At 61.1% G+C, this 19,997-nt stretch carries 16 protein-coding genes; 12 read left to right on the forward strand and 4 right to left on the reverse strand.

Features of this window, described 5'->3' with window-relative positions:
- Positions 1-3: 3 nt before the first annotated feature.
- Positions 4-2,748 (forward strand): fimbria/pilus outer membrane usher protein, encoded by a 2,745-nt coding sequence (locus IEX75_RS06985; protein ID WP_229720679.1) that lies wholly within the window; start codon positions 4-6, stop codon positions 2,746-2,748.
- Positions 2,700-3,935, forward strand: a complete 1,236-nt coding sequence (locus IEX75_RS06990; protein WP_188793507.1) for a fimbrial protein — start codon at positions 2,700-2,702, stop codon at positions 3,933-3,935. Before IEX75_RS06985 ends, IEX75_RS06990 begins: the two co-directional genes overlap by 49 nt.
- Before the next feature lie 79 nt (positions 3,936-4,014).
- Here IEX75_RS06990 and IEX75_RS06995 read toward each other — a convergent pair whose 3' ends face one another.
- Both IEX75_RS06995 and IEX75_RS07000 read right to left on the reverse strand, forming a co-directional pair.
- Positions 4,015-4,395, reverse strand: coding sequence for a hypothetical protein (locus tag IEX75_RS06995; RefSeq protein WP_188793508.1), 381 nt, complete (start codon positions 4,393-4,395; stop codon positions 4,015-4,017).
- 437 nt (positions 4,396-4,832) lie between these two features.
- Entirely contained in the window at positions 4,833-5,579 is a 747-nt protein-coding gene (locus tag IEX75_RS07000) for an FAD-binding oxidoreductase (protein WP_188793509.1), read from the reverse strand.
- A 95-nt stretch (positions 5,580-5,674) separates the two neighbouring features.
- On the opposite strand from IEX75_RS07000, the gene IEX75_RS07005 reads away from it, so the two are divergent.
- Both IEX75_RS07005 and IEX75_RS07010 read left to right on the forward strand, forming a co-directional pair.
- The gene (locus tag IEX75_RS07005; protein ID WP_188793510.1) at positions 5,675-6,637 is read left to right on the forward strand and encodes an ABC transporter ATP-binding protein; all 963 of its coding nucleotides are present in this window, start codon (positions 5,675-5,677) and stop codon (positions 6,635-6,637) included.
- Positions 6,634-7,413, forward strand: a complete 780-nt coding sequence (locus tag IEX75_RS07010) for an ABC transporter permease (RefSeq protein WP_188793511.1) — start codon at positions 6,634-6,636, stop codon at positions 7,411-7,413. Before IEX75_RS07005 ends, IEX75_RS07010 begins: the two co-directional genes overlap by 4 nt.
- A gap of 129 nt (positions 7,414-7,542) precedes the next feature.
- Here the strand turns inward: IEX75_RS07010 and iolG are convergent, their stop codons facing one another.
- A complete protein-coding gene (iolG, locus tag IEX75_RS07015) occupies positions 7,543-8,544 on the reverse strand; it encodes an inositol 2-dehydrogenase (RefSeq protein ID WP_188793512.1) in 1,002 nt (333 codons plus the stop codon).
- Positions 8,537-9,403 carry a MurR/RpiR family transcriptional regulator gene (locus IEX75_RS07020; RefSeq protein WP_188793513.1) on the reverse strand — a complete coding sequence of 289 codons (867 nt, stop codon included), beginning with the start codon at positions 9,401-9,403 and terminating at the stop codon, positions 8,537-8,539. The genes iolG and IEX75_RS07020 overlap by 8 nt, the downstream gene beginning before the upstream one ends.
- Positions 9,404-9,593: 190 nt before the next feature.
- Between IEX75_RS07020 and IEX75_RS07025 the strand changes: the two genes are divergently transcribed.
- From IEX75_RS07025 to IEX75_RS07060, 8 genes are read left to right on the forward strand one after another with little or no spacing between them, the layout of a single operon-like run.
- Positions 9,594-10,634, forward strand: coding sequence for a sugar ABC transporter substrate-binding protein (locus IEX75_RS07025; RefSeq protein WP_188793514.1), 1,041 nt, complete (start codon positions 9,594-9,596; stop codon positions 10,632-10,634).
- Positions 10,635-10,656: 22 nt separating this feature from the next.
- Complete coding sequence (locus IEX75_RS07030; protein WP_188793515.1) at positions 10,657-11,802, forward strand: ABC transporter permease; 1,146 nt, start codon at positions 10,657-10,659, stop codon at positions 11,800-11,802.
- A gap of 10 nt (positions 11,803-11,812) precedes the next feature.
- A complete protein-coding gene (locus IEX75_RS07035; RefSeq protein WP_188793516.1) occupies positions 11,813-12,604 on the forward strand; it encodes an ATP-binding cassette domain-containing protein in 792 nt (263 codons plus the stop codon).
- Positions 12,605-12,631: 27 nt separating this feature from the next.
- Entirely contained in the window at positions 12,632-14,578 is a 1,947-nt protein-coding gene (locus IEX75_RS07040; protein WP_229720680.1) for a bifunctional 5-dehydro-2-deoxygluconokinase/5-dehydro-2-deoxyphosphogluconate aldolase, read from the forward strand.
- Positions 14,575-16,464: a 3D-(3,5/4)-trihydroxycyclohexane-1,2-dione acylhydrolase (decyclizing) gene (iolD, locus tag IEX75_RS07045; protein ID WP_229720681.1), complete on the forward strand. Its 1,890-nt coding sequence runs from the start codon at positions 14,575-14,577 to the stop codon at positions 16,462-16,464. Before IEX75_RS07040 ends, iolD begins: the two co-directional genes overlap by 4 nt.
- Positions 16,454-17,371 carry a myo-inosose-2 dehydratase gene (iolE, locus tag IEX75_RS07050; RefSeq protein ID WP_188793518.1) on the forward strand — a complete coding sequence of 306 codons (918 nt, stop codon included), beginning with the start codon at positions 16,454-16,456 and terminating at the stop codon, positions 17,369-17,371. Before iolD ends, iolE begins: the two co-directional genes overlap by 11 nt.
- The gene (gene iolB, locus IEX75_RS07055; RefSeq protein WP_188793519.1) at positions 17,368-18,165 is read left to right on the forward strand and encodes a 5-deoxy-glucuronate isomerase; all 798 of its coding nucleotides are present in this window, start codon (positions 17,368-17,370) and stop codon (positions 18,163-18,165) included. The genes iolE and iolB overlap by 4 nt, the downstream gene beginning before the upstream one ends.
- 35 nt (positions 18,166-18,200) lie before the next feature.
- Positions 18,201-19,724 carry a CoA-acylating methylmalonate-semialdehyde dehydrogenase gene (locus IEX75_RS07060; protein ID WP_188793520.1) on the forward strand — a complete coding sequence of 508 codons (1,524 nt, stop codon included), beginning with the start codon at positions 18,201-18,203 and terminating at the stop codon, positions 19,722-19,724.
- Positions 19,725-19,997 lie beyond the last annotated feature (273 nt).

The raw sequence follows: 19,997 nt of genomic DNA on the forward strand, positions 1-19,997 counted from the left end.
CATGTGTCTAAACATGGTGTGTGTCGCCAGATTTTGCTCTGCGCGGGAATTGCCGCCGCACTTGGCAATTGGACAAATGTTTCTGCCGCTCCTGCCGCCGCTGCCAGCGGCGCTGATGCTAGCGCCAGTGGCGGTTATGCCGACTTCGACCGCAGTCTCCTGGCCGGTGCTGGACAGAACACCACAGACTTGTCCCGCTTCGAACATGGCAACCCCATACTCCCAGGCGTCTACAACGCGGACGTCTACCTCAATAATGTCTGGGTTGGTCGCAGCGACGTACGTTTCGCCGCTCCTTCCGCGAATGTCAGCGCTACAGCGTGTATCGACCGGAGATTGCTGGATCAATTGGGTCTGCACCCGGCAAAGCTGCCTGCTGAGACCCTTGCAAGCCTGAGCGACTCGAAGGCCTGCGTGAGCATGGACAGCCTGATCACCGGCGCGACTGCGACATTTGACATGTCGCAGCTACGCATCGACGTCACCGTGCCGCAGGCCTACCTGGGCCAGGTGGCGCGCGGCTATGTCAATCCGGAATACTGGGATGCCGGCGTCCCTGCCGCACTGCTGAACTACAACTTCAACACCTACCGCAGCAGCAGCCAAGGCCAGACGCAGACCACCTCGTATCTGGGTCTGAACAGCGGCCTCAATCTCGGCCCTTGGCATTTTCGCGAAGACGCCACCGTGAACTGGCAATCGGCAACTGCCAGCACACCATCCCGCCGTCAGTGGCAAAACATCAACACCTACGTCCAGCGCGATCTGTCTTCACTGCGCGCACAGTTGACGATCGGCGATAGCTTTACGGATGGCGCTGTCTTCGACAGCTATGGCATCCGCGGCGTACAGCTGGGTACCGACGACCGCATGCTGCCACAGTCGTTGCAGGGTTATGCGCCCGTGGTACGCGGTGTCGCACAGACCAATGCCAAGATCACCGTGCGGCAGAACGGCGTGCTGATCTATGAAACCACGGTGTCACCAGGTCCGTTTTCGCTCAGCGATCTCTACCCGACAGGTTATGGCGGCAACTTGCAGGTAACTGTCACGGAAGCTGATGGCCATGTGAGCACGTTCTCTGTTCCGTATGCCTCGGTGGCGCAGTTGTTGCGCCCCGGCATCACCCGTTTCGACGTCGCTGTCGGCGAGCTGCGCGATGCAACCATTCACGACAAGCCGGCCGTACTTCAAGCCACCGTGCAGCATGGCTTCAACAACCTGCTGACGGGATACGCCGGCCTCGCAGGTTCGCAAGGCTACGGTGCGCTGCTGGCGGGTGCCGCGATCAATACGCACTATGGTGCGTTCGCGATGGACGTCACCCAGGCCGATGCGCATATCCCGGGTTATTCGACGCAGTCAGGCCAAAGCGTGCGTCTGACTTACAGCAAAATCATCCCGTCGACACAGACAACTCTGTCGGTCGCCACCTATCGCTACTCCACTGGCGGCTTTCTCAGCCTGACTCAGGCGGAAGAAGCTCGCAGCTATGCACGCCAAGGCATCAACGCCTTCAATGTCGTAACACAGCCGGTTGTACAGACCATCGACGGCGTTCCGGTACAGAGCGTTTTGACACCAGCTCAGCAAGCCGCACTCACGGGAAGCGCGTTCACCACCAGCCCGATTATTTCCGCCACCGGTGTGGAACGACAGCGGAGCAATTTCACGCTCTCGCTCAACCAGCCACTGGGACGCATCGGCGGCTCAATCTATGCCAACGTATCTGCCAGTGACTACTGGAATCGGCACGGCAACGACACGCAGTTTCAGGTCGGCTACAACAACCACTTTCGCCAGCTCGCCTATAGCATCTCCGCGACACGTTCGGTGGATCCGCTGGGCCGCTATGACAACGCGTACTTTGTGAGCTTCACGTTGCCCCTGGGCCGCAACACACACTCGCCCAGCCTTACGCTGAACTTCAATCACGACCAGCAGACTGGCTCACAGGCTCAGGCGATGCTTACCGGCACGCTGGGTAGCGATAACCAGTTCAATTACAGCGCAACGGCAACACACAGCAGCAACAATGGCGGTAACGCAGGTTCAGTGAACGTGGGTTATCGCAGCCCGTATGCGGTGTTCAATGCCAGTTACGGCGACGGCAGCGGCTATTCGCAGGCATCGTTGAACGTGAGCGGTTCCGTGATTGCTCATCCGGGTGGCGTCACGTTCGGCCAGCCGCTCGGCGACACGGTCGGCATTGTGTATTTGCCGAACGCCGCTGGTGCGCGCTTGGCCAATGCTCCTGGTGCACGCGTCGACCACTTCGGCTATGCGGTGGTGCCGTACCTGACGCCGTACCAACTCAACACGATCCAGGTCGATCCCAAGGGGTTGCCGCTGGATGTGCAGCTCGATGCCACCAGTGCGCAAGTCGTGCCCTATGCCGGCGCGGTGGTGATGGTGAAGTTCAAGACTGAAAATGGTCGTACGCTCATCGTGCAGGCTCGCTTAAAGGACGGCCAGGCTCTGCCGTTCGGCGCGGAGGTATACAACGAAAAGGGAATCTCGTTGGGTGTAGTCGGCCAGGCGGGACAGATTCTCCTGCGCGGTGTCGATCAAGCCGGCCGGCTCACGGCGCACTGGCAGGATGACAGTGGGGCGGCGCAGTCGTGCTCGTTCGACTATCGACTTGAACCCAAGGGCAAGCACAAGCAGGCTGCCAAGAGCTACGAACAGATGAGCGTTACATGCACCAAGACCGGCACCGACGCACTCGCCTTGAGGGATGGCACATGACATACGTTCCATTTGCCTCACCACTCGCAAGAGGAGTCGCCGCACTCTTGCTAGCTACCGGGCTGATGTTTCCCGCGATCTGTTTTGCGATTGTCACCAAGGCCGCAACAGGCAGCAAAACCGTACATTTTCAGGTTTTGGCCGCGCAGGCCTCTGGCGCTCAAGCCCCCTCATGCACACCATCGACGTCCAGTCCAACCATCACCCTGCCTTCCCCTATTAGCATTGCTGCCGGCACCAGCAATGGATTGATTGGCAACCCGGCAAGCACGACGCTGACCGTCGATTGCTATCAGGCATTTGCAATCACACCTAACTACTACGACAACTTCTCCGTATTGGCCGGCAGCCTCGGCGCCCTTGACTCGACCCATGCTCCTCCTGGGGGGAAGGGTCTGATGTTTCAAACCAATGTACCGGGCATTGATGTCTTGCTGACCGCATCGCCAACCCAACCTAGCAGCGGCAGCAATGGCCCTAACGGCTCTTCTGGCTGGGTCATTGGGGTCAGCGACTGTAAATCAGGCAACTCTCGCAACGATCCTTACAACCCTAGTTGCAGCAATGACCCCATGTCGGTCACGTTCACCGCGCAATTGGTCAAAACCGGCCCGATATCTCCTGGCACCATAAGCAGCATCCAGTTGCTTCAGCTTTATGATTCTGACCAAGTGCCGCAGAATCCGTCATGGTCTCCCGGCACCATAACGACCTATCCCAACGCATCCAACTCATACGCCACGCTCACGCTCAGCGCCGTGACGGTGAATATGAGCAGCTGCAGTATCGTTGGTCCAAATAATCTCAGCGTCACCTTGCCAACGATCACAAACAACACGTTGCCAACGACCGGCTCCGTGGCGGGCCAGACGTCTTTCAAGATCCAGTACAACTGCCCATCAGGCTGGGCGCTCTATATGACCATGAGCACGACCAATCCTGGATCGGCAACCGGCGTCATCATGCCTTCCGCATCCTGCTCGGCAGGCACGCCGGCGACGAATGTCGGTATCCAGCTGCTGCAAAGCAATCAGCAGCCGGTGCAATTCAATACTGCGCAATCGCTCGGCAACTCGCCCAACGGCGCGCTCAACCTCACCTACTACGCGCAATACTACGCAACCGGCTCGCCCATCAGCGCGGGTCAAGTCTGCGGTACCGCTACGTTTACGATGTCGTATCAGTGAATGTTTGACACGACAGCATGGACCGGCACGCCAATCCAAGCTCAAGCTTTGCGCGCTGGCTGCCGATAAATCTGGAGTGCTACTCGTAGGTTTGCGTCACCAACACCGGGTCCGCTGAAGCAGGCTGGGCAGCGCGGACATAGTTGGCGAAGTAATTGAGCACGTGGTCGGATTCCGCACTGGACAGATGCACGACGTCGACCTCGTAAGGCCGGGACGCATTCGTGGCCGAGGTGCCGGAACAGCTTCGTTGGAGTGACGGATGCACCTGCGCAGTGCTGATCACCTGATTCAGGTCGCCAGTCGTCGTTACAGCGCTACAGGTCGGCTCCACGATGGAGCCAACGAACGTGATTGTCCCGCCCTCGATCGTTCCGCCGCCACCCGCCCTCACAGCCGATGACGCGAACACCATCGCGACTGAACAACCCGCCAGAACCAGCCAACGCGCACCACGCATAATGCCGCCCTCCACCGGTACCAGCGCAAGTCGCGCGTACCTGTAGGCACCATCGGCTGCGGTGTACCGGCGCTTGAGAGCGTCCGCCTAGTGTTGTTACGAAAATGCCAAGCTCGTCACATAAAATCATGCAATAGGACCGTCAAGAAACCTGCGTGAGTGGTTCATGGCGGCAATTGTGTAGGTTACGTGAATTCCTTGTGAAACAAGCGGTTGAATGGTTGTTGGCAGGTGTTGGCTTTTCGTCGCGGGGCAATCCGGCCGGTGGGCGCACTGCTTTGCCGTCCGGAGGGCATGGGACGGTTGGCAGGTAACGCCGAAGGGTCGGAAACGTCATCGTCATGACGTTTGCGCAATGCGCTGCATCCTCGCAGTAGCTTTATCGGCAAGAATCCGACGCGCTTTAGTTTTTCTGTGAAAAATTTCTTCGTGAACGATCAGCGCGACGAGATGTATTTCTCGCGGCGAATCTGCGGTATCGGCAGGCCGGATTCTTTCAGCGCGTTGAACGCGGCGTCGACCATGTTGGGATTGCCGCACAGATAGGCAATGTCCCTGCTGCCAGCAGGTTCCAGTTCGGACAGCACGGTCTGCACATGTCCCGGCCGGTCATGGGGCCGTGGCACGGCGCGCGGCTGGCGGCTCAGGCAACCGTAGAACGAAAAGCCTGGGTGCATCTGCGCGAATGCTTCGAACTCTTCGCCGTACAGCAATTCGGTTTCGTTGCGCGCGCCGTACAACAGCACCACTTCGCGATCGCCTTTTGCCAGCAGCTTTTCGAACATCGGCAGCATGGCGCGGTACGGCGTGACGCCCGTGCCGGTGGCGAGCAGCAGGTAGCGCGGATGCGTATCGCTGTCCTGCAGGCAGAAGCGCCCATACGGGCCGCTTGCCTCGATGGTGCCGCCGATCTCCAGACTGCTCAGCAGCTTGGTGGCCGCGCCGCCGTCCACATAGCTCACGGCAATCTCGATGCGCTGCACCGGCGAATGCCCGTCACCCACGGTGGCGACAGAGTAGCTGCGCTTGGTGGCCGTGCCGTCGTCGTAGTGGAAATGGATCTGCAGGAATTGCCCGGGAATGAAGGCGAGCGGCTGCCCGTCGGCCCGTTCGAAGCCCAGGTGACGCACGGAGGGCGCAAGCATGCGGCTGTCGACGAGGCGGAGAGTGAAGTGTTCGGCCATTGGTATCTAGCTGGAAACAGTCAGTAAGCCCGGCCGAGCAGGTCGTCGGGACAAGGCCCGCTATAATAAGGGGCTTAGACCTCACGGTGCAGCCCATGTCCCCCTCCCCCGCACTCGTTGTCGAAAATCTGCGCAAGACCTACGGCAACGGCGTCCAGGCCCTCAAAGGCATCCATCTCACGGTACAGCCCGGCGATTTCTTTGCCCTGCTGGGCCCCAACGGCGCCGGCAAATCCACCTTGATCGGCATTCTTTCCTCGCTGGTGAACTCCACCGAAGGCGACGCACGCATTTTCGGCGTCTCGGTAAACAAGCAGCGCAATGAGGCGATGAAGCTGATCGGCCTGGTGCCGCAAGAGATCAACTTCAATCAATTCGAGAAGCCGTTCGATATTTGCGTGAACGAAGCCGGTTTCTATGGCATCCCGCGCAAGATCGCCGCCGAGCGTGCCGAGAAATACCTGAAGGAATTGCGCCTGTGGGAAAAGGCACAGGACCAAGCACGCATGCTCTCCGGCGGCATGAAGCGCCGCCTGATGATTGCTCGCGCGATGATGAACGAACCGCGCTTGCTGATCCTGGACGAGCCCACGGCGGGCGTAGATATCGAGATCCGCCGCTCCATGTGGCAGTTCATCAGTGGCATCAATGCAGCCGGTACCACGGTGATCCTCACCACGCATTACCTGGAAGAGGCCGAGCAGCTCTGCCGCAACATCGCCATCATTGACCACGGCACCATCGTGGAAAATACGTCGATGAAGCTGCTGCTGTCCAAGCTGGACGTGGAAACCTTCGTGTTTGACGTGAACAACATGCCGGAACGGCTGCCGAACCTCCCCGGCATTACGTTCCGCCGGATCGATGATCACACCTTGGAAGCAGAAATGCCGCGTACGCAGGCGATGAATGCATTGTTTGATGCACTCACGACACACGGCATTACGGTGATTTCCATGCGCAACAAAACCAATCGCCTGGAGGAACTGTTCGTTCGCCTCGTCGAGAACGGCCGGCAGGAGACGGGTCGCCAGGATTCCAAGGAGAAAGTGGCATGAGCAACCTGTCCGGCAACCTCGTCGCACTCCAGACCATCGTACGACGCGAGATTGTGCGCATCATGCGCATCTGGACGCAGACGCTGATTCCGCCTGCGATCACGATGACGCTTTACTTCGTCATCTTCGGCAAGCTGATCGGCAGCCGCATCGGCAATATCCAGGGCGAATTCAGCTATATGCAGTACATCGTGCCGGGCCTGGTGATGATGAGCATCATCACCAACAGCTACGGCAACATCTCCAGCTCGTTCTTCGGCGCCAAATTCCAGCGCTCGGTGGAAGAGATGCTGGTGTCACCGATGTCGAACTGGGTGATCCTGCTTGGCTATGTCACCGGCGCCGTGACGCGCGGGCTGGTGGTTGGTTTTCTGGTGCTGTTGATTGCGCTGTTTTTCACGCATCTGCAGATCGCGCACATCGTGGTCACCTTGCTGTCGGTGCTGTTCGGCGCAACGATCTTCTCGCTGGCCGGATTCGTCAACGCGATCTATGCGAAGAAATTCGACGATATCGCGCTGGTTCCCACCTTCGTGCTGACACCGCTCACCTATCTCGGCGGCGTGTTCTATTCGGTAAACATGCTGAGCGAGCCATGGCAGGCGATTTCGCGGATCAACCCCATCCTGTATATGGTGAATGCGTTCCGCTTCGGTGTGCTGGGCATCAGCGACGTGCACATCGGCGTGGCATTCGGGGTCATGCTGCTGTTCGTGATCGCGCTTTCGTGGGTGGCCTTGAATCTGCTGAAGCGCGGTGTGGGCTTGCGTTCGTAGGTTGGGGTGAAAACCCCAACAATCTGGATGTTGTGACATGGCGACGTTGGGGTTTTCACCCCAACCTACGATGCCGAATATTTCGTGCTCGTCGTCCCGACGAAAGCGAGGGCGACGACGGAAGGTTATTCAGATGGCGCATTCCATAGCTTTGCCCTCACGCCAGGATCGTGTCGCCACTTCTGCCAGCTCCAAAGCCTTGATGCCGTCTTCGATCGTGGTGCGCACCGGCGTACCGTTTACCAAAGCATCAAAGAAGTGCTCGATTTCCAGCGAATATGCTGCGCAATAGCGCTCGAGAAAGAACGCCTCCGGCTTATCGCTGCTGATGGCATCGCCGCTCCATGCAACAACTTCCGTCGGGCGTACGTTGCCGGCCTGCAGTAGACCTTTACTGCCGAGCACCTCGAAGCGCTGGTCGTAACCGTACGCCGCACGGCGCGACGTGTTGATCTGGCATAGCGCACCATCACGCGTGCGCAACGTGACCGCCGCATGAGAAATATCGCCCGCTGCAGCCACCTCCGGCATGTTTGGACAACCGCCCGTCGCATGCACGCTCACCGCTTCGCCACCGAGAATCCAGCGGAAAATATCGAAATCGTGGATCAGCATGTCCTTGAACACACCACCCGAATGCGCGATGTAAGCAGCAGCCGGCGGCCCAGGATCGCGACTGGTTACGATCAACACTTCCGGCGTGCCGATTTCGCCAGCGTCCAACCGCTGTTTCAGCGCTGCAAAGGTGGGATCGAAGCGCCTCTGAAAACCAATCATGCAGGTAACGCCAGCCTGCCTGACCGCCTCCGCGCAAGCGCGCGCGCGCGTCACATCCAGGTCCACCGGTTTCTCGCAGAAGATCGCCTTGCCTGCCGCAGCGGCACGCAGGATCAGGTCCGCATGTGTATCCGTGCTGGAGCCGATCACCACCGCGGCAACGCCGGGATCGGCCAGTGCTTCGTCGATGCCGACGACGATCGCCCCGTGTTCGGCCGCCAGGGCTTCGGCGGCCGGCCGGTGCACGTCCACCACGTAGCGCAGTTGCGTATGCGGATGCCGCGCAAGATTGCCGGCGTGAATCTTGCCGATCCGGCCAGCACCGAACAGGGCAACGCCGATGTGTTCAGTCATCGTATTCTCCAGGATGGATGGTTTCTTCGACTTTCAACTCGAGCTTGTAGGCCAGCGCTACGAACAGCGCCTGGCACAGGCAGATGGTGCTGGTGAGCGCACGGAAGGCAAACGCGCTGCTTTCCTGCACCAATAGCGTGGCGTGCGCCTCTCTTCCCAAAGCACCCAGTGCGCTATCCGTGATGGCCAGCACCTTGGCCTTGTGCTGATGCGCCACGCGGCTGCAATAAAGCGTTTCTTTGCCGTAAGGCGGGTAGCTGATGGCGATCAGCACATCGTTCTTGCCGATGCTGCGGATCTGTTCGCGATACATGCCGCCCAGTCCGCTCACCAGGTGCACGCGCTTGGCGGTGTGCTGCAATGCATAGACGATGTAGCTGGCGATGCTGAAGGTGCGGCGCACCGCCACCACGTAGATGTTTTCGGCCTTGACCAGCAGATCGACGGCGGCTTCGAAGTGTTTTGCGTCGAAGGATTTCACCAGGTCGTCGAGTCCGGTCCGGCTGGCGTCGATAAAACGCAATGCCATTTGTGACGCGGGCATGGTTCCTTCGCCCTCGGCGATGACGCGGCGGATGCGCTGCTGATAGCTGCGCGTAGGTGTCGCCGCTTCGGTGTAATCAAGCCGAAACACCGCCTGCATCTCACTGAAGCCGGAATAGCCGAAACGCTGCGCGAAACGCACCACGGCCGACGGATGCACGTCACAGCCGGCCGCGATCTCGTTGATCCGCTGGACCATGATGTTCGCCCGCTCGCGTTCCAGGTAGCTGGCCACGTTCTGCAGCTGCCTGGGCAAGGTTTCAAAATCTTGCGCGATACGCTGCAGCAGTTCATCGACTGCGCCCTGTCTGGCCATGCATCGCCGTCCGCTGGAAGGTCGGGATGCATCCTAGCGCCGATTGGAATTTTTTTTCCATAAATTTATTTTGTGCAATGCAAATTGCAATTGCCGGAACGGCGTTCCTATCCTCGGGGCCACGGCGCGGATTTTCTCCCGGACGCGCCCTCCGGCCGGGCATGGCCTGGCCTTCACCGTTGGAGACGCTATGCGTACGCGATGGATCTCGACCTTGCTGGCGGGCCTTCTGACCGCCGTTGCGGCCACGACTGCGGTGGCTGCCACCGGCTCGCATGCTGATGAACGGTACGTGCTGATCAGTCATGCGGCCGATTCGGACGTGTGGTGGAACACCGTGAAGAACGCGATCAAGCAGGCCGCCGACGATTTCGGCGTGCAGGTCGACTACCGCAATCCGCCCAACGGCGACCTCGCCGACATGGCCCGTCTGGTCGAGCAAGCCGCCGCACGCAACTACGACGGCGTGGCGTTCGACATCGCCGATTTCGACGTGCTCGCCAAGCCAGCCATGCGCGTGACCGCCAAGCGCATTCCGTTGATCACCATCAATTCCGGCACCCATCAGGAAAGTGAAAAGCTCGGGGCGATCATGCACATCGGCCAGCCGGAATACGAAGCCGGCAAAGCTGCTGGCGAGCGGGCGAAAGCGGCCGGCATCACCTCGTTCGTATGCGTCAATCACAACGCCGCCAATGCGGCGGCGTTCCAGCGCTGCAAAGGCTTTGCCGATGCGATCGGCGTGGATGCGCGCCAATCGATGATCGATTCGGGTGTTGATCCCACCGTGGTGGAAAACAAGGTGAGCGCATACTTGCGCAACCATCCCCGCACGCAAGCCATCCTGGCGCTGGGTCCAAATTCGGCCGACCCCAGCCTGCTGGCGCTGCAACGGATGGGGCTGGCCGGCAAGATCTATTTCGCCACCTTCGACCTTTCCGGCGCGATCATCGACGGCATCCGCAAGGGCACCATCAACTTCGCCATCGATCAGCAGCCGTATCTGCAGGGCTATATGGCCATCGCTGCGCTCGCCATTGCGCATGAAGACGACACGCGCGATCCGGCCGTGATCATCGCCAAGCTCAAGGCCAATCCGGCCTTCCAGGCACGCTTGAAGGAATACGGCCTGCAACCGGTGTATACCAACCAGGGCGTCAGCTCAGGCCCGGCCTTTGTAACCAGGGACAACGTCGACACCGTGGCCAAGTACGCCGGCCAGTACCGGTGACCGGCAACTCACGGAGATGCGCATGAGCAGCACGACTTCCCACCTGCCCCTCACGACACGCAAGGACAACACTTCCGTGCAGAACGATGAACGGGTACGACGCATTTCACCCTGGCGCGGTTTCATCAGCCGCCCGGAATTTGGCTCCATCGCCGGTACCGTGCTGGTGTTCGTGTTGTTCGGCATCTTTGCCGGTGACTCGGGCATGTTCAATCTCGACGGCGTGATGAACTGGGCTCAGGTCGCGGCATATCTCGGCATCATCTCCGTGGGTGCATGCCTGCTGATGATCGCGGGAGAATTCGATCTTTCCATCGGCTCGATGATCGGCTTCGCCGGCATGATGATGGCGGTGCCTTCGACGTTCATGGGCTGGCCGATGTGGGCGTCGGTGCTGTTCGCCTTCGTCGGCTGCATGGCGCTGGGCTGGTTGAATGGCTACCTGGTGGTGCGCACGCGGCTGCCCAGCTTCATCGTCACGCTGGCTTTCATGTTCATCCTGCGTGGGCTGACGCTGGTGCTGTCCACGTATTTTTCCAACAGCACCATCGTCAGCGGCATGGGCGACAAAGTCGGTAGCGATCCGGTGACCAGCACGCTCTTCCAGGGCAGCACGCTGCATGGCCTGTTCGTATGGCTTGCGCAGGTCGGCATCATCGACAAGCTGCCCAATGGCGATCCGATCGTGGCCGGTATTCCCAAGGTGCTGCTGTGGTGGCTGCTGACGGCGGCCGGTGCGGGCTTCGTTCTATCGCGCACGCGCTTCGGCAATTGGATCTTCACCGTGGGCGGTGATGCAGCCGCGGCGCAGAACGTCGGCGTGCCGGTGCGCCGGGTAAAGATCAGCCTGTTTGTCTTCACGGCATTTTGTGCTTGTTTGTTCGGTGTACTGCAGGTGGCCGACGTGGGCTCCGCCGCCGCAGATCGCGGCCTGCAGAAAGAATTCGAAGCGATCATCGCGGCAGTGATAGGCGGCGCACTGCTTACCGGCGGCTACGGCTCGGTACTTGGGGCCTGCTTCGGCGCATTGATCTTCGGCGTGGTGCAGATCGGCATTTCGTATACCAGTTTCGACTCCGACTGGTACCGCGTGTTCCTGGGCGCCATGCTGCTGTTGGCGGTGCTGTTCAATCATTACGTGCGCTTGCACGCGACCCGCAGCAAATGAGGGTATCGCCATGACCGACGACTACATCCTGCAACTGGAAAACGTCAGCAAATTCTTCGGCACGGTGATTGCCCTGCAGGACGTCACGCTGCGCCTGCGCCGCGGCGAAGTGCACTGCCTGCTCGGCGACAATGGCGCTGGCAAATCCACGCTGATCAAGACGCTGGCTGGCGTGCACCAACCCAGCCGCGGCAGCTATTGGGTGGAAGGCAGCGACGTGCGCTTCGCATCGCCCCGCGAGGCGCTGGACCACGGCATCGCCACGGTATACCAGGATCTCGCGCTGGTGCCGCTGATGAGCGTGGCGCGTAACTTCTTCGCCGGGCGCGAGCCGATGCGCAAGCTGTTCGGCCTGATCCCCGTGATGGATATCGATTACGCGGCACGCGTCGCCGAAGAGAAGCTGGCCGACATGGGCATCCATGTCCGTTCGCCGCATCAGGCGGTGGGTACCATGTCGGGCGGCGAACGCCAATGCCTGGCCATCGCGCGTGCGATCCATTTCGGCGCGAAGGTGCTGATCCTCGACGAACCCACGGCTGCACTTGGCGTGAAGCAGAGCTGCAACGTGCTCAAGCTGATCCATACGGCGCGTGCGCGCGGCATCTCGGTGATCTTCATCACGCACAACGTGCATCACGCCTACCCGATCGGCGACAGCTTCACCCTGCTCAATCGCGGGCAATCGATGGGCACGTTCGCCAAACAGGACATCGCCAAGGAAGCCTTGCTCGACATGATGGCCGGCGGTGCGGAGATCCAGGGATTGGTGGCTGAACTGGAAGGACGTGCCGCGGCATAGCGCATGTCAGATGACGAGCATCGAACCATGAACGAACGGCAATACGATCTGATCTGCCTTGGCCGGCTGGCCGTGGATCTGTATGCACAGCAGCCCGGCGCGCGCCTGCAAGACGCCACCAGCTTCGCCAAATACCTGGGTGGCTCGTCAGCCAACGCGGCATTCGGCGCCACGCGTCTTGGCCTTCGCACAGCCATGCTGAGCCGCGTCGGCGATGACCATATGGGCCGCTTCCTGCTCGAAACGCTGACGCGCGAAGGCTGCGACGTCAGTCATGTCAGTATCGATCGCGAGCGCCTCACCGCGTTGGTGCTACTCGGCATCAAGGATCGCGATACCTTTCCGCTGATCTTCTACCGCGAAAACTGCGCGGACATGGCGATTGACGAGAAAGACGTCGACGAAGACTTCATTGCTTCCAGCCGTGCACTGGCCATCACCGGCACGCATTTCTCCACGCCACGCGTACACGCAGCGAGCAGTAAGGCGCTGGCCTATGCGCGCAGGCACGGTGTACGCACGGTGCTGGATATCGACTATCGCCCCGTGCTGTGGGGCCTTACCGGCCGCGGCGACGGCGAGACGCGCTTTATCGCCGACGACGGCGTCACGACGCATCTGCAAGACATCCTGCCCCAGTTCGACCTGATCGTCGGCACGGAGGAGGAATTCCATATCGCTGGTGGTCATCGCGATTTGATCGCCGCGCTGCGCGCCGTGCGTGCCATCACCGCGGCCACCCTGGTGGTAAAGCGCGGCGCACTCGGTTGCAGCGTGATCGAAGCGGAGATCCCTGCCCACATGGACGACGCACCCACTTATCGCGGCACGCGGGTGGAGGTCCTCAATGTGCTAGGTGCGGGTGACGCATTCATGGCCGGCTTCCTGTACGGCTGGCTGCGCAACGAGAGCATCGAGCGCAGCTGCGCTTATGCGAACGCCTGTGGCGCGATGGTGGTTTCGCGCCATGCATGCGCACCGGCGATGCCGAGCCGTGCTGAGCTGGATTATTTCCTTGCCCACGCCGATCGCCTGGAGCGGCCGGATCAGGATGAGGAGCTGGCGCACTTGCACCGCGTCAGCGTGGCACGTCCCGCGTGGAACGATCTGCATATCTTCGCCTTTGACCATCGTAGCCAGTTCTACGAGCTGGCCTGCGAGTGCAGCGCGGACGAGTCACGCCTGCCGCATCTGAAACAGTTGCTGGTGGAAGCCGTGGCAAAAGCAGAGCGCGAACTGAACCTGCAGCATCGCGTCGGCGTACTGATCGACCAGCGCTATGGTGAAGATGCGCTGCATGCGGCCACCGGACGCGGCTGGTGGATCGGCCGTCCGGTCGAATTGCCGGGATCGAATCCGCTGGAATTTGAATACGGCCGGTCGATCGGCAGCCAGTTGCTTCAATGGCCACGCGACCACGTCGTCAAATGCCTGGTGCAGTTCGACCCAGACGGCGACGCCGAGTCACGGCTGGAACAGGAAACACAACTGCTCACACTCTACGCTGCGGTAAAACAGAGCGGCCACGAGCTGCTGCTGGAAGTGATTCCACCCGCGAATCCCGCCGCCACCGGCACGCCAGGCGAACGCGTGCTGCGTGCGATGCAGCGTTTCTACAATCTTGGCATCCGCCCGGAATGGTGGAAGCTCAAGCCGATGCCCGCCGCGGATTGGATCGCCATCGACGCATTGATCGCCGCACGCGATCCCTATTGCCGCGGCGTGGTGCTGCTTGGTCTCAACGCACCGTTCGCGGAACTTGCGGAAGGTTTTGCCGCCGCCGCACACAGCGCAAGCTGCCGGGGCTTCGCCGTCGGCCGCAGCCTGTTCTACGAACCTGCCCGCGCCTGGCTAAACAACGACATCGACGATGCCGCGTTGATCGAACGCGCTTCGCTGCAGTTTGCCAAGCTGGCCAACCTCTGGCAGCAGGCGCGCAGCGGCGTGCACCAGCATGCAGGAGTGGCCGCGTGAGCAGCGTGCGATTGACCATGGCCCAGGCGCTGGTGCGCTATCTTGCCGCCCAGCAAGTGCGTGACGAGGAAAGCGGTGAGTGGCTGCAGATGTTCGGTGGCGTATTCGCCATCTTCGGCCACGGTAACGTAGCGGGACTGGGTGAAGCGCTATACCAGCATCGCGGCCAATTGCCCACCTATCGCGCGCACAACGAGCAGGCCATGGCGAATGCGGCCATTGCCTACGCCAAGGCACATATGCGCCGGCGCATGATGGCGGTGACCACATCGATCGGCCCGGGCGCCACCAATCTGCTGACTTCCGCCGCCTTGGCGCATGTAAACCGCCTGCCGGTGCTGCTGTTGCCGGGCGACATCTTCGTCTCGCGTGCGCCCGATCCGGTGCTGCAGCAGTTGGAGGATTTCGGCGACGGCACCGTCAGCGTCAACGATTGCTTCCGTACCGTTTCGCGCTATTTCGACCGCATTGTGAAACCTGAGCAACTGCTCACCGCCCTGCCCCGCGCGATGCATGTACTGACGGATGCCGCCCTGTGCGGCCCAGTGACCCTTGCACTTCCGCAAGACGTGCAAACCGAAGCTTTCGATTGGCCCGAAGCCTTCTTCTCGCCGCGCGTACACAGCTTTCGTCGTCTTCTGCCTGCACAGGATGACATTGCCGCGGCAGCACAAGCGCTGCGCAACGCGAAGCGCCCCGTGATGGTGGTGGGCGGTGGCGCGCTGTATGCGCAAGCCAGCGAAGCCGTACGCAACCTCGCCGAAACGCATGGTATCCCGGTGGCCGAAACCCAGGCCGGCAAGGGCACGTTGTCCTGGCAGCATCGCTTGCAGCTCGGCCCTGCGGGTGTATGCGGTTCTACCGCCGCGAACGAGTTGTTGGCGGATGCCGATGTCGTGCTTGCCGTGGGCACACGCTTGCAGGATTTCACTACCGGCTCGAACGCGCTCTACGCGCACGCGCGCATCGTCACGCTCAACGTCAACGGTTACGACGCGCTGAAAGGCGGCGACATCCAGGTATTGGCCGATGCACGCCTGGGACTGCAAGCGCTTTCCTCCGCACTGGGCGCCTGGCATGCCGATGCAAGCTGGCGGACACGTGCCGAACAACTCGCGCAGGCCTGGCGCAACACGGTGGACGAGATCACGTCGCGCCGCGAGCTTCCTGCCGGCACACTGCCCTACGACGGCGAAATCATCGGCGCCGTGCAACGCTCGCACACCGATTCCCATCGCCATGACATCGTCGTCTGCGCCGCCGGCACGTTGCCGGCAGAATTGGAAAAACTGTGGCGCACTGAAACACCCGGCGGCTACCACATGGAGTACGGCTACTCCTGCATGGGCTACGAGATCGCCGGCGGCCTGGGCGTGAAGATGGCCAAGCCCGAGCGCGACGTGATTGTGATGCTGGGCGACGGCAGTTATCTGATGCTCAATTCGGAAATCGCCACGTCGGTGATGCTGGGCCTGAAACTGATCATCGTCGTGCTGGACAACCGCGGTTTCGGCTGCATCAACCGCCTGCAACAAGCCTGCGGCGGCGCGCCGTTCAACAATATGCTCGACGATTGCCTGCATGGCGCCGATGGCGTGCCCGCCATCGATTTCGCCGCCCATGCCCGCGCGATGGGCGCGCAAGCCGAACACGTGCGCAGCATTGCCGAACTGGAGCAGGCGCTGGTGCGCGCACGCGCTTCGACACGCACCTACCTGATCGCCATCGACACCGATCATCGGCGCACCACCGAAGCCGGCGGTTCCTGGTGGGAAGTCACCGTACCCGAAGTTTCCGAACGCGACGCCGTAAAAGCTGCGCGGCGCGACTATGAAACAGCCAAGCAACAGCAACATCCCTATCCAGGCAAGTCCCATGACGCATGACGGTTTCGACGTAAAGATCGGCATCAACCCGATCGGCTGGAGCAATGACGATCTGCCTTCGCTGGGAGGTGAAACGCCGTTGTCCACGGCGTTGAGCGAAGGCCGCGACATCGGCTACCAGGGCTTTGAACTCGGCAACAAGTTTCCGCGCGAGCCCGAAGCATTGCGCCAGCTGATGGCGGGCTACGGTTTGGAGGTCGTGTCCGGCTGGTATTCGGGCCAGCTCGCAGCGCGCTCCGTGAAAGAAGAAATCGCCGCAGTGGCAGCGCATCTTCGCCTGCTTGCCGAGAACGGCTGCAAGGTGATGGTGTATGGCGAGGTGGCGCACTCGATCCAGGGTGAACGCACAGTTCCGCTCACCAAGCGGCCACGTTTCCGCACCGACGATGCGTTCAAGCGCTACGGCGACCGGCTCACTGCATTCGGCCAGCACCTGCTTGAACAGGGTGTGCGGCTTGCCTATCACCATCACATGGGCGCCTATGTCGAAGCGCCGGATGACATCGACCGCGTCATGGCGCATACCGGCCATGAAGTCGGCCTGCTTTTCGATAGCGGACACGCGTACTTCGGCGGCGGCGATCCCGTCGCAATCCTTGGTAAACACATCGATCGCGTCTGCCACGTCCATTGCAAGGACGCGCGGCCGGCCATCGTGCGGCATGCACGCAATCGCCAATGGAGTTTTCTCGACTCGGTCTTGAACGGCGTATTCACCGTGCCGGGCGACGGTGCGATCGATTTCGCGTCGATCATCGCCATGCTGCGCGCGCACGGTTATCAAGGCTGGCTGGTGGTGGAAGCCGAGCAGGATCCCGCCTTGGCACCCAGCTACGCCTATGCGCAGAAGGGCTATCGCACGTTGCGCGCGCTGGTCGACAGCACGCCGTTGCAGGAGGTTGCATGAGCCTGTTGGTCAAGAGTCACCCGCAGGGACGTGAGATCGTCAAGGTGACACCCGCATCCGCCGGCTGGAAGCACGTCGGCTTCGAAGCCTTCCGTCTTTCACCGAAGGAACGTCTGCAGATTACCTTGCCTGCAGATCGCGAGGCTTGCCTGGTCGTGCTGACTGGCGATGCAAGCGTCCACGCGAACAGCGAAGCCTTCGACAACCTCGGCGGTCGCAGCAGCGTCTTCGACGAACGCTCACCGGATGCGGTGTATGCACCGCCCGGCACTGTATTTGATGTCACCGCACATGGTTCGGTGGAGTTGGCCCTGGCCACTGCACCTGCGACAGGGAAACACCCTGTACGCTTGATTCCCGGTACAAGCATGAAGCGCTCGGTGCGCGGCAAAGACACCAACACGCGCTATATCTGCGACATCCTGCCAGAAACGGAACCGGCCGAATCGCTGCTGGTCGTGGAAGTCGTAACACCCGCCGCACACTCCTCCAGCTACCCGCCGCACAAGCACGACACCGACGCACTGCCGCAGGAGAGCGCGCTGGAAGAAACCTATTACCACCGCATCGATCCGCCGCAAGGTTTTGCCTTCCAGCGCGTGTACACGGACGCGCGCGATTTGGACGAGTCGATGGCGGTATGCGACCACGATGTGGTGATGGTGCCGCGCGGTTACCACCCGGTGGTGATGCCGCACGGCTACCGCGGCTACTACCTCAACGTGATGGCCGGCGCCCGTCGCGCGTGGCATTTCAAAAACGACCCGGCGCACGACTGGCTGATGCAGCGCTGAGAGCAAGCTCTGAAATACAGCAAGAGGAAAAACCGATGTCCGCACAACCTTCCCAACCGACTGCGCCACAGGCTATCGGCCATTACATCGACGGCCGCCGTCACGCTGGCCGCGGCGCCAGCACTCCCTCCTACAACCCGGCCACGGGCGACGTGATCGGCGCCATCGCCATGGCCACGCCGGCCGAGGTGAATGCCGCCGTCAAAGTGGCCGCCGAGGCGTTTCATGGCTGGTCGCAGACATCGCCGCTGAAACGTGCACGCGTGATGTTCCGCTTCAAGGAACTGATCGAGCGCGACATGGACAAACTCGCCGCCGTCATCACGCGCGAGCACGGCAAGGTGTTTTCCGATGCCAAGGGCGAAGTGACGCGCGGCCTGGAAGTAGTCGAATACGCCTGTGGCATTCCGGAGCTGCTGAAAGGCGAATACACCGAGCAGATCGGCAGCGACATCGATGCATGGACGATGCGCCAACCACTGGGTGTGTGTGCGGGCATCACACCCTTCAACTTTCCGGCCATGGTGCCAATGTGGATGTTTCCCATGGCGCTCGCCTGCGGCAACAGCTTCGTGCTCAAGCCTTCCGAACGCGATCCGTCTGCCTCGTTGATGCTAGCCGAGCTGCTGAAGGAAGCCGGCTTGCCGGACGGTGTGTTCAACGTGGTGCAAGGTGACAAGACGGCGGTGGATGCGCTGCTGGATCACCCCGGCATTCGCGCGGTGAGCTTCGTCGGCTCCACGCCGATCGCCGAATACATCTACGCACGCGGCACCGCCGCCGGCAAGCGCGTGCAGGCGCTGGGTGGTGCGAAGAACCACATGATCGTGATGCCGGATGCCGATATCGAGAAAGCGGCCGATGCCTTGATCGGTGCCGGTTACGGTGCGGCTGGTGAACGCTGCATGGCGATCTCAGTGGCGGTGGCAGTGGGCGATGCCACGGCGGATCAATTGGTGGCCAAGCTCACACCGAAGGTGCACACCTTGCGTATCGGCAACGGCATGGATGCACACGTCGAGATGGGGCCGGTGATTACCGCCCAGCATCGCGACAAGATCACTGGCTATATCGAGGATGGCGTTGCTGCGGGCGCCAGCCTGGTCGTGGACGGACGCGGCCATCGCGTGGCGGGCTGCGAGCAAGGCTTCTTCCTTGGCGGCAGCTTGTTCGATCACGTGCGGCCGGACATGCGCATCTATCGTGAGGAAATCTTCGGCCCCGTGTTGTGCGTGGTACGGGTGCCGGATTTTGCCGCGGCGCTCAAGCTGGTCAACGACCACGAATACGGCAACGGCACAGCCATCTTTACGCGCGACGGCCATGTGGCGCGCGAATTCGCACATCGCGTGCAAGTGGGCATGATCGGCATCAACGTACCTATTCCTGTGCCGATGGCGTTCCATAGTTTTGGCGGTTGGAAGAAGAGCCTGTTCGGCGATCATCACGCGCATGGCCCAGAAGGAGTGCGCTTTTATACGCGGCAGAAGGCAGTGACGCAGCGCTGGTTGGCGAGCGAAGGCAGTCGTGGGCCGGAGTTTGCGATGCCGACGCATTGAAGATACATACCTCGACGACACGTTATGCCGCGTGGCCGTCATTCCCGCTTTCGCGCACTGCTGTCCGGGAAACTTTTAGCTCGCCGGATCGCCCCCTCCCCTACGTGTAGTAGGGGAGGGTTGGGGTGGGGTGAAGCAACCTCGCGAGAGGTTCCGTTGATGTCTCACCCTCATTCCCGCGTAGCGGGAAGCGAGCTTCGCTCGCCTTACCCCACCCCAACCCTCCCCTGCACGCAGGGGAGGGGGCCGTTTCCGGTTCACTCGTGGATATCG

This window comes from Dyella nitratireducens (assembly GCF_014642835.1).
Taxonomy (GTDB): Bacteria; Pseudomonadota; Gammaproteobacteria; order Xanthomonadales; family Rhodanobacteraceae; genus Dyella_B; species Dyella_B nitratireducens.

Coding starts and splice junctions, on each gene's coding strand:
- IEX75_RS07000 (WP_188793509.1), bottom strand. CDS start 5,579: ATGGCCGAACACTTCACTCTCCGCCTCGTCGACAGCCGCATGCTTGCG.
- IEX75_RS07005 (WP_188793510.1), top strand. CDS start 5,675: ATGTCCCCCTCCCCCGCACTCGTTGTCGAAAATCTGCGCAAGACCTAC.
- IEX75_RS07035 (WP_188793516.1), top strand. CDS start 11,813: ATGACCGACGACTACATCCTGCAACTGGAAAACGTCAGCAAATTCTTC.
- IEX75_RS07040 (WP_229720680.1), top strand. CDS start 12,632: ATGAACGAACGGCAATACGATCTGATCTGCCTTGGCCGGCTGGCCGTG.
- iolE (WP_188793518.1), top strand. CDS start 16,454: ATGACGCATGACGGTTTCGACGTAAAGATCGGCATCAACCCGATCGGC.
- IEX75_RS07060 (WP_188793520.1), top strand. CDS start 18,201: ATGTCCGCACAACCTTCCCAACCGACTGCGCCACAGGCTATCGGCCAT.
- IEX75_RS06995 (WP_188793508.1), bottom strand. CDS start 4,395: ATGCGTGGTGCGCGTTGGCTGGTTCTGGCGGGTTGTTCAGTCGCGATG.
- IEX75_RS07025 (WP_188793514.1), top strand. CDS start 9,594: ATGCGTACGCGATGGATCTCGACCTTGCTGGCGGGCCTTCTGACCGCC.
- IEX75_RS07020 (WP_188793513.1), bottom strand. CDS start 9,403: ATGGCCAGACAGGGCGCAGTCGATGAACTGCTGCAGCGTATCGCGCAA.
- IEX75_RS06990 (WP_188793507.1), top strand. CDS start 2,700: ATGCACCAAGACCGGCACCGACGCACTCGCCTTGAGGGATGGCACATG.
- IEX75_RS07010 (WP_188793511.1), top strand. CDS start 6,634: ATGAGCAACCTGTCCGGCAACCTCGTCGCACTCCAGACCATCGTACGA.
- IEX75_RS07030 (WP_188793515.1), top strand. CDS start 10,657: ATGAGCAGCACGACTTCCCACCTGCCCCTCACGACACGCAAGGACAAC.
- iolB (WP_188793519.1), top strand. CDS start 17,368: ATGAGCCTGTTGGTCAAGAGTCACCCGCAGGGACGTGAGATCGTCAAG.
- iolG (WP_188793512.1), bottom strand. CDS start 8,544: ATGACTGAACACATCGGCGTTGCCCTGTTCGGTGCTGGCCGGATCGGC.